Source organism: Arcicella sp., from assembly GCF_964672035.1.
This window is the reverse complement of sequence record NZ_CBABQS010000111.1, coordinates 1-11,008: the sequence shown is the minus strand read 5'-3', so window position 1 is coordinate 11,008 and position 11,008 is coordinate 1. Positions and strand designations below refer to the sequence as shown.

At 37.3% G+C, this 11,008-nt stretch carries 11 protein-coding genes; 6 read left to right on the top strand and 5 right to left on the bottom strand.

Features of this window, described 5'->3' with window-relative positions:
* The first annotated feature begins 313 nt into the window (after positions 1 to 313).
* Together AC1W31_RS19215 and AC1W31_RS19210 are read left to right on the top strand one after the other, a co-directional pair.
* Positions 314 to 1,285: a polyprenyl synthetase family protein gene (locus AC1W31_RS19215; protein ID WP_481736114.1), complete on the top strand. Its 972-nt coding sequence runs from the start codon at positions 314 to 316 to the stop codon at positions 1,283 to 1,285.
* Between the two features lie 165 nt (positions 1,286 to 1,450).
* Positions 1,451 to 2,077 carry a rhomboid family intramembrane serine protease gene (locus AC1W31_RS19210; RefSeq protein WP_481736113.1) on the top strand — a complete coding sequence of 209 codons (627 nt, stop codon included), beginning with the start codon at positions 1,451 to 1,453 and terminating at the stop codon, positions 2,075 to 2,077.
* A 153-nt stretch (positions 2,078 to 2,230) separates the two neighbouring features.
* Here the strand turns inward: AC1W31_RS19210 and AC1W31_RS19205 are convergent, their stop codons facing one another.
* The gene (locus AC1W31_RS19205) at positions 2,231 to 2,983 is read right to left on the bottom strand and encodes a copper homeostasis protein CutC (protein WP_481736112.1); all 753 of its coding nucleotides are present in this window, start codon (positions 2,981 to 2,983) and stop codon (positions 2,231 to 2,233) included.
* Positions 2,984 to 3,187: 204 nt separating this feature from the next.
* Between AC1W31_RS19205 and AC1W31_RS19200 the strand changes: the two genes are divergently transcribed.
* The 3 genes from AC1W31_RS19200 (at position 3,188) to AC1W31_RS19190 (ending at position 6,407) form a co-directional block, all read left to right on the top strand.
* Complete coding sequence (locus AC1W31_RS19200) at positions 3,188 to 3,409, top strand: DUF2795 domain-containing protein (protein ID WP_481736111.1); 222 nt, start codon at positions 3,188 to 3,190, stop codon at positions 3,407 to 3,409.
* Positions 3,410 to 3,522: 113 nt separating this feature from the next.
* A complete protein-coding gene (locus tag AC1W31_RS19195; protein ID WP_481736110.1) occupies positions 3,523 to 4,980 on the top strand; it encodes a leucyl aminopeptidase family protein in 1,458 nt (485 codons plus the stop codon).
* A 212-nt stretch (positions 4,981 to 5,192) separates the two neighbouring features.
* Positions 5,193 to 6,407, top strand: coding sequence for an ATP-grasp domain-containing protein (locus tag AC1W31_RS19190; protein ID WP_481736109.1), 1,215 nt, complete (start codon positions 5,193 to 5,195; stop codon positions 6,405 to 6,407).
* 108 nt (positions 6,408 to 6,515) lie between these two features.
* Here AC1W31_RS19190 and AC1W31_RS19185 read toward each other — a convergent pair whose 3' ends face one another.
* From AC1W31_RS19185 to mutY, 4 genes are all read right to left on the bottom strand, one after another.
* Positions 6,516 to 7,403: a hypothetical protein gene (locus AC1W31_RS19185; protein ID WP_481736108.1), complete on the bottom strand. Its 888-nt coding sequence runs from the start codon at positions 7,401 to 7,403 to the stop codon at positions 6,516 to 6,518.
* Between the two features lie 13 nt (positions 7,404 to 7,416).
* Complete coding sequence (gldE, locus tag AC1W31_RS19180; RefSeq protein WP_481736107.1) at positions 7,417 to 8,784, bottom strand: gliding motility-associated protein GldE; 1,368 nt, start codon at positions 8,782 to 8,784, stop codon at positions 7,417 to 7,419.
* 102 nt (positions 8,785 to 8,886) lie between these two features.
* The gene (locus AC1W31_RS19175; protein ID WP_481736106.1) at positions 8,887 to 9,351 is read right to left on the bottom strand and encodes a single-stranded DNA-binding protein; all 465 of its coding nucleotides are present in this window, start codon (positions 9,349 to 9,351) and stop codon (positions 8,887 to 8,889) included.
* A gap of 129 nt (positions 9,352 to 9,480) precedes the next feature.
* The gene (mutY, locus tag AC1W31_RS19170) at positions 9,481 to 10,554 is read right to left on the bottom strand and encodes an A/G-specific adenine glycosylase (RefSeq protein WP_481736105.1); all 1,074 of its coding nucleotides are present in this window, start codon (positions 10,552 to 10,554) and stop codon (positions 9,481 to 9,483) included.
* 340 nt (positions 10,555 to 10,894) lie between these two features.
* Between mutY and AC1W31_RS19165 the strand changes: the two genes are divergently transcribed.
* Positions 10,895 to 11,008 (top strand): HU family DNA-binding protein (locus tag AC1W31_RS19165; protein WP_481736115.1); only part of this gene is annotated, 114 nt, incomplete at its 3' end.

Genomic DNA, 11,008 nt, shown 5'->3' with positions numbered 1-11,008 from the left:
TTGTAATAAACTTGTTCATCGTATTTTTGCTTGCGTTAAACGAAAAGAATGTTATGTCGAAAACTATATCACAACCAATAGTTTTTGAAAAGTAATTTGTACTTTTTTAATACTTTTTCCTTGTTTTTACCATAGAAATCGTCCCAGTGAACACTCGCCACGGATGTAATATAAAGACGTTGGGAAAGCGGTTACAGATAATACAAAGATTCAAATTCTTCTGCCTAAATTTGGCAAAAATTATATTGAGAATTAGCGTGAGGATTGAAAAGCTAATCCCTAACATCTAATCCCCAATCCGTAAATAAAAAACATGACTACTAAAAACTTTCAACAAGCACTAAACGAAGAATTTTCTCAACAAACTTACGGCGAAAATCCAGTTGAATTATACGAACCCATCCGCTATTTAATGGCTTTGGGGGGCAAAAGAATGCGTCCGTTGATGACCTTAATGGCAACTGCATTATTCACTGATGATTGGCAAAAAGCCGTGAAACCTGCCTCTGCGGTGGAGGTTTTTCATAATTTTACCTTGATGCACGATGATATTATGGATAATGCGCCGCTTCGTCGTGGAAAACCAACGGTTCACGAAAAATGGAATGCCAATATCGCCATTCTTTCGGGTGATGTGATGCTCGTACAGGCGTATGAACTTTTGATGGAAGTGGAAGACAGCCGTTTCAAAAAAGCCATGAAACGCTTTAATCGCACGGCGGCGGAGGTTTGTGAGGGACAACAATTAGACATGAATTTCGAGAGTCGTGAGCAAGTTACCGAAGCGGAATATCTCGAAATGATTAAACTCAAAACGTCCGTTCTTTTAGGTTTTTCCTTAGAATTAGGCGGAATTATTGCGGGAGCAAGCGATAAATCGTGTGAATTATTGTACGAAATAGGTATTAATATCGGTTTAGGTTTTCAGTTGAAAGATGATTTATTGGATGTTTACGGCGACCCAGAGAAATTCGGCAAGCAAGTAGGCGGTGATATTATCTCCAACAAAAAAACCTTCATGCTCATTGAAGCCATCGAAAAAGCATCGGGCGAAACCAAAGAAAACTTAGATAAATGGCTGAATATCAAAACGTTTGATAATGCTGAGAAAGTGAAAGCCGTTACGGAAATTTATGATTCATTAGGAATCAAACAATTAGCCGTAGCCAAAATTAATGATTATTTTGACAAAGGATTAAAATGTTTAAATGCCCTGAAAGTAGATGAAGAACGCAAAACTGAACTAAGAGCCTTTGCGGAGATGTTGATTGATAGAGAGGTGTAGTTTTAATATGAGTACTGTCATTGCGAGTCAAGAGAGTGTCATTGCGAGCGTAGCGAAGCAATCTGTTAGCTTATGAGCATAAGATTTTAAACTCAATTGCATCAACCCAACAGATTGCGTCGTTGCACTCGCAATGACAAAACCCACAAAATCCCAAATCCAAATATGTCATTAACCTTCATTTTTATAGGAATTACCGTTGCCCTTAGCCTTTATGCTTGGAACAATCATAGCATCATGAATAAGTGGATTATGAATCCATATTCCGCACAGCGAAATCAAGAATATTACCGTTTCCTTACGTCAGGATTTCTTCATGCCGATTATGGACATTTGTTTTTCAACATGTTTACGCTATTCTTTTTTGGGCGAAATATTGAATATTATTTTTCTGCCCTTTTTGGAGAAACCACAGGAGGAATTTTATACGTATTGTTGTATTTAGTAGGGATAATTGTGGCCAATATTCCATCTTATGTCGATCATAAAAATGATAGCGGATACAATGCGCTGGGAGCATCTGGTGGTGTTTCTGCCGTAATTTTTTCGTCCATTTTATTTGCTCCAACGTCGAGTATGTACGTCTATTTTATACAAATGCCAGCCTTTGTATTCGCTATTTTATATACGGCATATTCAATTTATATGTCGAAACGAAATTTGGATAATATTGGACACTCTGCCCATTTATACGGAGCGGCTTTTGGCGTAATTTTCACCTTAATTTTAAAGCCAGATTTATTCACCAGTTGCATCGCACAAATATCCGCTTATTTGCAGAACCTTTTGTAGGTAATCTTGCAACACGTAAACGATGAACAGTTAGACCACAGATTTAACAGATTGTACGGATTTACACAGATAAATATTGAAAAATCCGTGTAAATCTGCTCAATCCGTTAAATCCGTGGTATATTGTTTTCGCAATAATTTTGGATTCTATTTTCAAACTACACACTCTACAACCGCCCGAATCTTTTCAAAGTCTGAATAAACGATTTCATACTCAGGGACTTCTGAAAGTCCACCCATCGCAATTCCTGCTTTCCGATAAATCATTTCAGATTCTCGGCTTGCCTTGCCTGTGAGGTGTAAGGCATTTACGCCCGTATGGATTAATGTTTGAGCATTATCGGCATTTATGCCACTTCCTGCCATGATTTCGATTCTGCCATTGGCTTGTTTTACTAAGTTTTCAATCGCTTCAATGCCTTCCGTAGCCGTATTTTTTTGTCCCGAAGTCAAAATTCTATCACAACCCGTTTCGATAATATCTTCGAGCGCTTTTGAATAATCGGGAGTCATGTCGATGGCTCGGTGAAAAGTTACTTGCATGGGTTTTGCCAAAGCCACTAATGCCTTTGTTTGGGTTATATTTACTTGTCCATTCGGCTGTAAAACTCCCAAAACTATTCCTTCGCATCCAAGTACTTTTGCCATGCGTATATCTGCCTGCATGACGAAAATTTCATCATCCGAATAGCAAAAATCTCCTCCACGAGGGCGAATCATGGCATGAATTTGGATATTGACTCGTTGTTTGGCAATTTGTATTAAACCAGCCGAGGGCGTTGTACCTCCTTCGTACATCGAACCGCAAAGTTCAATGCGATTTGCGCCACCTTTTTCCGCCGCCAGACATGATTCGAGTGAGAAAGCACAGACTTCAATTTTGATAGATTTATAATTAAAACGCATTTTTAGAAATTATTTTTGATAAGATATAATTTTTTTAAATAAAATTAGTTAATTCAACACAAGAATTTTTTATTAAAAAAGTTTTTCGTAAGCAAAAAAATTATACTTTTGCAATCCTGATAAAAAACGATAAGAATTTAGAGTTTAATATTCTTATTTTCAGAACTTTAAATTAGTAATTAATCGTAACCAAATTCATAGATTATGTACTGGACACTTGAATTAGCATCCTACCTTGAAGATGCACCATGGCCTGCAACAAAGGACGAACTTATTGACTTCGCAATCCGTACTGGATCGCCTTTGGAAGTTGTTGAAAACGTGCAAGAATTAGAAGATGACGGACAACCGTATGAAAGCATCGAAGAAATCTGGCCCGACTATCCGACTAAAGATGATTTCTTCTTTAACGAGGATGAATATTAACAATTTATTAATGCCACCCAAAAAAGGTGGCATTTTTTATTTATTGTACGCTGAATCTCCTGATTCGGCAACATCGACTCTAAAACCGAATCAGGAGATTCGGCTTACATAATATGAAAATTAACCATATTTCTCAGCTAAATCCTGATACAAAGGTTATTATTTTTTCTTTTTTACAAGACGATAGTTTTGTAAAAAAACTTCAGAAAGTTAGTGATGATTTTGAATTAAATCTTGAATTAGTAAAACAAGATTTTAAAGCTGATTTGAAAGAATTTCAAGTTGTCTATTCTCCTAACAATCAGAAAATTATTTTATTAGGTTTGGGTAAAAAACCGGACTCATCCGACATCATCAAAGCCTTTCGAACCATGTTTTTAAAGCAAAAATCCAAACTTCCCAATGAAGTTACGATTGATGTCCAGAATTTGCCTGATGAATGGATTGAATGTGCTATAATTGGCTCGATGTTAGGAGGTTATGATTTGGATTTATACAAAACGGAAGGAAGAAAAACGTTTCCAGTATTTGAAAAAGAGGGAATTATTAATATTTTATCTACGTCAGAAAATGCCAAAAAATCAATTGTTAGAGGCAAAGCTATTTCAAAAACGCAGATGCAAATGTTTGATTTGATGAATGCTCCTGCCAATAAAAAAACGCCCTACGTTTTAGCAAAATGGGCGGTTGATTCGGGTAAAAAGTTTGATTATTCCGTAACGATTTTAGAGAAACAACAACTCAAATCTCAGAAATTAGATGCTCTTTTGGCAGTTGGACAAGGCAGTGAACATCCGCCAGTTTTGATTATCATGGAATATAAATCGCCCGAAGCTAAGCAAAAAATTGGTTTGGTAGGCAAAGGCGTAACGTTTGATACGGGTGGAATTTCGATAAAGTCTTCTACCAATATGCACCTCATGAAGTCAGATATGGGCGGAGCGGCGGCCGTTTTTGGCACGATTGAATTAGCGGCAAAGTTGAAATTACCCGTGCATTTGGTGGGTATTGTGCCCGCCTGTGAGAATTCGGTGGATGGAAAATCTTTCAAACCGAGTGATGTAATTGGTTCATATTCAGGCAAAACCATTGAAATTATTGATACCGATGCGGAGGGAAGATTGATTTTGGCGGACGGTTTAAATTATCTCGTAAAAAACTATCAACCCGATACCATGATTGATTTAGCCACGCTCACTGGCAGTTGCGTAGCGACTTTAGGTTACCATGCCGCAGGGATGTTTACAAACAATGACGAATTAGCCCAAAATCTCACAAAAGCCGCCGACCAAACGGGCGAAAGACTATGGCGTTTGCCTTTGTGGGATATTTATAAAGAAGATATTACTTCTGATATTGCCGATGTTCGTAATTATTCGGGGAAACCAATGGCAGGAGCAATTTCAGCGACAAAATTTTTGGAAGTATTCACGGATAATCATCAAAATTGGGCTCATCTCGACATCGCAGGAACGGCTTTTGGTGATACAGAATTTGCTCCACAGCGTACAGGGACAGCTTTTGGGGTTAGATTATTGTTGGAGTTTTTGGAGAATATAGTTGTAGTATAAATCTATAAATGGCTGTCATTGCCAGCGTAACGATGCAATCTGTTGAGTTTTTGAAAGGAACTTTGAACTCTTAGCGTTGTGTTCCAAGTCTTTTTCATCATTCTAAAAGATTGCTTCGTTTCACTCGCAATGACAACTATTCAAAGGTTATCAATTTGCAAAAACTCAAAAAAATCACTAATTTGGGTTTACCAACAAACCCGCAAACCAAAATGTCCCAACCGCTCTCATTCCTCTGTCTTTCCACCTTTTTTAAAGGCAATGAATTCCTTCGCTCGTGCAAGCAAGCGGGCAATACTGTTTATCTTTTAACCAATAAAAAATTAGAGCATAAGCCTTGGGTTCGTGAATATATTGATGAAGTTTTTTATGTAGAAGAAAAATCCGATGGCTCGTTTGATATGAACGAAATTATCATAGGACTTGCCTACATGATGCGGTCGAAAAAAGTAGATAGAATCGTTGCATTAGATGATTTTGACGTTGAAAAGGCGGCTCATTTGCGAGAACATTTTCGTATTCCGGGCATGGGGCAAACCACCAGTCGATATTTTAGAGATAAATTGGCGATGCGTATGAAATCCCAAGAAGCGGGCATAAAAATACCGATGTTTTCAAGTCTTTTTAATGACCAAGATGTTTTTGAATATACCCAAAAAGTAACTTTTCCAGTCGTTGTAAAACCACGCTCGGAGGCATCGGCAACGGGTATCAAAAAGGTTCATAATGCCGACCAATTATGGGAGGTAATCCATCATCTTGGCGACCGTCGGCATGAATATTTGGTAGAACAATTCCGCCCTGGGGATGTCTTTCACGTGGATTCTTTATCGGTGAATGGAAAAATCATTTTTAGTCGATGCAGTCAATATCTTTCAACCCCAATGGAGGTTGCTCACGGTGGGGGAATCTTTCGCTCGGTGACGGTACGTTTTGATTCAGAGGATGAGAAAGCCTTGCAAAAAGTCAATGAGGAAGTAATGAACGCTTTTGGTATGAATTATTCAGCCAGTCATTCCGAGTTTATCAAGGACCATGAAACGGGAGAAATTATCTTTTTGGAAACGGCTTCACGAGTTGGCGGAGCGAACTTAGCCGAAATGGTGGAGGCTTCATCGGGCATAAATTTATGGCGTGAATGGGCAAAAATTGAAACCGCCATGGCAAAAGGAGAAAGTTATGATTTACCCAAAGTAGAAAATAATTATTCGGGCATTGTGATTTCTTTATGCAATCACGAATGCCCTGATACGGAGAGTTTTAACGACCCAGAAATATTCTGGCGAATGGAAATGGAACATCATATTGGTTTCATCGTAAAAGCAGATAATCGAGAGCGAATTATTGAATTATTAGATAATTATTCACAAAGGATTTATGATAAATTTCATGCTTCCGCTCCAGTGCCTGATATTTCTTCGCATTGATAGGAGTAAGGGGGAAAAAGGAGGAGGGAGAAAGGAGAAATTATGATAAATTTTCTCCTTTCTCCCTCCTCCTTTTATCCTTATTTTCCTTCCTGCTGCGAAGCGAGGCTATTTCCGCTTATAAAAATACAAATGAACAGGTAAAAAATTAGGCCCAGTTTCGCTTATCGTATAATATCCTGAACCATCTTGAGAGAAACAAACACCTTCGCCCTGCGGTTCAGCCGTGTAAGGAAGCATCGTTGGGGTGCGTTTTAAAGCATCGGGAATACTTTCGTTCGTATTCCTTCGCCAATGAAAAACTTGCAGATAATTTTTAATAATTATTTCCTTATTATCGACCGAAATATTTCCATCCGTTATATAACTTGGCGTACCTGGAATATTCGAAAAATTCAGTTCTTGTACGAATTCGGCGGTGGTAGTTTGGGTATAAGATTGTGGATAAGACAATTTGTACAAGCGTTTATTATTCTCTCTTTTGCTGATAATAAAAATATCTTTAGAATATTGGTCAATCAAAAAACATTCAGCATCTCTTGGTCCGTCGGGATATTTGAATGATATTTTCTGAACATTTTTTAGGGTAACATACTGAGCGGTAGTTGCCGTAACATCAGGCTCTGGGACTCTATAAATAGCTGATTCGGGGTGCACAGCATTATTATCACCAATTTCTCCAACATAAAGGTAAGAGCCTTCAGGAAATTGTGCCATTGAAATTGCCTCCCAATCACGATTTGTTGCTCCTTCTAAATTGAATTCACGGGTACCTTTTCCATTAGCATCCAACAAAAAGATGCGGTTTCTATCACCGCTGTCATTGTGCGTCCACAAAAAGCCCTTATTTCGATAGCTTGCTACTATTCCAGATGCTTCCTGTATTTGTCCAACATTTTCAATTAAGCCCAAATCTTGAGAATCGTTAAAACTATCAATTGGCGTCATCATTTCAGTACATGATACACAAAGTATAGCTAAGAGGTATTTTTTCATAGGTTTAAAATTTTTAGGATAACTCCCGACTCACTTCGTCAATTTCAACTTCTGGAGTAACTTTTACTTTTTTAATTCTTCGAGTATCTACCGAAGAAATTCTGAATTTAAACTTTTCATACTCAATTTCTTCGCCTGCATAAGGTAGCCGAGTGAACAACTCAATCATCAATCCACCCAACGATTCGCTGTCGCCACGAACTTTGTCGAAATAATCATTTTCAATATTTAGCGCTCGACAAACATCGTTTAGTGCGACTTTTCCTTCAAATTCATAAGAACCATCAATTAGTTTTACGTATCCCAAATCTTCAACATCCGATTCATCGTGAATATCTCCCACAATTTCTTCGATTATATCTTCCATCGTTACAATGCCTTCCGTCTCGCCGTATTCATTTACAACCACTGCCATGTGAACTCTTTTTTCTTGGAAATCGTACAATAAATCATCAATCTTTTTACTTTCAGGGATAAAAAAAGCATTTCTAATTAATTCTTGCCATTTAAAATTTTCATCTTTATCAATGTGCGGTAAAAGGTCTTTCATATATAAAACACCATCAATTTTATCAATAGTTTCTTTATAAACGGGTACCCGAGAATAACCAGATTTATTGATTTTATCCATCAATTCATGAAAATCGTAATTAATATCAAAAGCGGTAATATCCCTCCGAGAGCGCATCACACTTTTAGCAGAAATACTTCCGAAATTGACAATTCCTTTCAAAATATCTTTTTCTTGAGCGGTTGTATCCTTACCCGTTGTTATTTCTAAAGCATGATTCAACTCATCAGCAGTGATACTGTAACCTTTACGTTCAACCCTTTTTTCGATAATATTACTAATTCCTAATAAAACAGACGAAAGTGGCGAGAAAATGGTTGTTGCCACGTAGATTAATTGAGCCGTAATTTTGGCAAAACGCAAATTATTTTGCTGAGCCCAAACCTTGGGGATTAACTCTCCAAAAAAAGTAATGATAAAAGTTACGCCTACCAATAAGATTAAGGTTGCTACGAGTCCTTCTTTTTCCTTTTCACCAACAATTTCCTCTGTCATATACGTGGCAATGGTAATGAAAGTAATGTTGACTAAGTTGATGGAAATCAGGAGGGTGGCTAATAATTGCTGAGGTTTATCTAATAATTTTGCAATTGTTCTTTCACTACTACTTTCACTTTCACGACAAGCAGCACGCTCTTCGGCAGAGAGAGAAAAAAAGGCAACTTCTGAACCTGCCAATAAGGCAGAAAGAAGCAATAGGCCTACGAGAACCAAGGCATTGATTCCATATACACTGTATGAAGAGGTGCTATCAACCTGCGCTAAAAGCACCAAAATCGGGTGAGGTTCGTCGGATAATCGTGTTTCCAAAATATTTTTGTTAAGGTTTTAGGGGTTAGGGGTTAGGTTTTAGAAGTAAGCGAATGTTGAGATTTATTTCTTCAAACCTAACCCCTAAAACCTTGGAAATAATTAAAATGGTAAATCATCGCTTCCGTCTCCGCCAGCGTTTGTGTCAAATTCAGGAGTAGGAGCTGCCACTGGTGCCGGAGCAGGTCGAGGTGCTTGCGCCTGTGGAGCAGAACCGCCTTCTTGGTTATTATCTCTTTTGCTACCAACCAAGGTCAAAGATGTTCCTCTGATTTTCACGATTTTACGAGCAATACCATCTTTGTCGGTATATTCTTCGGTTCTGATTTTGCCTTCTACGTAAGCAGAATCGCCTTTATGGAGGTATTGTTCAGCAATATTTGCCAAGTTGTCCCAAAGCTCAATTCTGTGCCATTCGGTTTGTTCAACCCGAACGCCTTCTTTGTTATTATAAGCTTCAGAAGTGGCAATACTGAAGGATGCTACTTTTGAGCCACTTGGTAGAGAACGAACTTCTGGATCTGAACCCAGATTTCCTAATAGAATTACTTTGTTTACGCCTGCCATGGTTGTAGTTTTTGTTTAAATTTTCATGAATTTACAGAAATCTTTAAAATCTACATCAATTTTTAATAATAATATACCTAAATCCTTTCAATATTCTAAAAATAAATTATTCTATACTTTATATTTAATCTATTTGGTCGGAAAAATAAAAGATGTCAAATAATTATTTACCAAAGTTGATTTGGGCAAATCATCCACTTCATTGAGCGAATACCACTGAAAATCTGTAGGTAAATTTACCATAAAATCAGGATAAATTTCAACATGCCAAAACTTTGTTTGAATCTTTTGGTGCGTTAAAATATGCGTGTAAATAATTGATTCTCTTTTAATTATAGAATTTTTCAATAAATCGTTTAGAAAAATATCACCCGAAATGATATCTTCCAATGAATCCGTATTTTCCGATAACTCTTTTAAATAAAAATCATACATACCCGACCAAACATCTTTGTGTGTACGCTCATGCATCACAAAATTACGACTTTGTTCAATGACAAAATAATTAAAAAATCTTTCTCGAACTTTTAGTTTCTTAGATTTAACGGGTAAGACACTCACCCACCCCATAGCATTCGCCACACATTCTATGGACAGCGGACAAAACATGCAATTGGGCGAAGATGGTGTGCATTGAATGGCCCCAAACTCCATAATTGCTTGGTTATGAATATCACAATCTTGATTGGGAAGTACCGTTTCAGCAATTTTTGTAAATACCTTTTTAGCCTCATTGCTGGCAATATCCGTAGTTTCTCCAAATACCCTTGAAAGTACCCGATAGACGTTTCCATCCAATACCGCCACTTTTTCGCCAAAAGCAAATGAGGCAATTGCTGCTGCGGTGTAGGTACCAACTCCTTTTAATTTTAAGAGTTCATGATAAGTAGTTGGAAATTTCCCATCGTAATTTTCAACCACCATTTTTGCGGTGGTATGTAAATTTCTCGCCCTCGAATAATAGCCTAAACCCTGCCAAAGTCGTAGCACATCTTTCTCATCAGCCGCCGCCAAGTCTTCGACAGTCGGGAAGGTTTCAATAAATTTAAAATAGTACGGCATACCCTGAACCACACGAGTTTGTTGGAGTATAACCTCGGAAAGCCAGATAAAATAGGGATTATGGATATTTCGCCAAGGCAAATCACGTTTGTTCGTTTCGTACCAAGCGGTTATTTTCTGAGAGAAAAAAAGGTATTGCATTAATTGTGGATAAAAGATTTTATGATGAAATACAGATTATAAATTAAGCCCTTATTTTGAATTTTAATTCCCGAATCACTTCAAAATATAAACTACCTATTATTTACGATATTGCCAAATGTCTAACAATTAAGCATTTACAAAAAAAAAATGGCATATTTATTTTTTTGTTTCTTTCATAATTAAAATCAAAGCCTTACCTTTGTGTCCCCTAAGAATCAGGGGGGGCCAAGAATAATCGAAAAAGCTCGTTAACGTTAGGTTAATGCGTTCATTATCAGGAAAGTAACGAAAAAACCATTATCGTTCAATATATTTTTTAACTTAAAATTTTCAACAAGTGACTAAGGCAGACGTAATCGTAGAAATTTCAGACAAAACTGGCATCGACAAAGCAGATGTATCAAGTGCAATTGAGTCGTTTTTCTCAGTAATTAAAGACAATCTCGCAAAA

Coding starts and splice junctions, on each gene's coding strand:
- AC1W31_RS19195 (WP_481736110.1), top strand. CDS start 3,523: ATGAAAATTAACCATATTTCTCAGCTAAATCCTGATACAAAGGTTATT.
- AC1W31_RS19175 (WP_481736106.1), bottom strand. CDS start 9,351: ATGGCAGGCGTAAACAAAGTAATTCTATTAGGAAATCTGGGTTCAGAT.
- AC1W31_RS19185 (WP_481736108.1), bottom strand. CDS start 7,403: ATGAAAAAATACCTCTTAGCTATACTTTGTGTATCATGTACTGAAATG.
- AC1W31_RS19215 (WP_481736114.1), top strand. CDS start 314: ATGACTACTAAAAACTTTCAACAAGCACTAAACGAAGAATTTTCTCAA.
- mutY (WP_481736105.1), bottom strand. CDS start 10,554: ATGCAATACCTTTTTTTCTCTCAGAAAATAACCGCTTGGTACGAAACG.
- AC1W31_RS19200 (WP_481736111.1), top strand. CDS start 3,188: ATGTACTGGACACTTGAATTAGCATCCTACCTTGAAGATGCACCATGG.
- AC1W31_RS19205 (WP_481736112.1), bottom strand. CDS start 2,983: ATGCGTTTTAATTATAAATCTATCAAAATTGAAGTCTGTGCTTTCTCA.
- AC1W31_RS19210 (WP_481736113.1), top strand. CDS start 1,451: ATGTCATTAACCTTCATTTTTATAGGAATTACCGTTGCCCTTAGCCTT.
- AC1W31_RS19190 (WP_481736109.1), top strand. CDS start 5,193: ATGTCCCAACCGCTCTCATTCCTCTGTCTTTCCACCTTTTTTAAAGGC.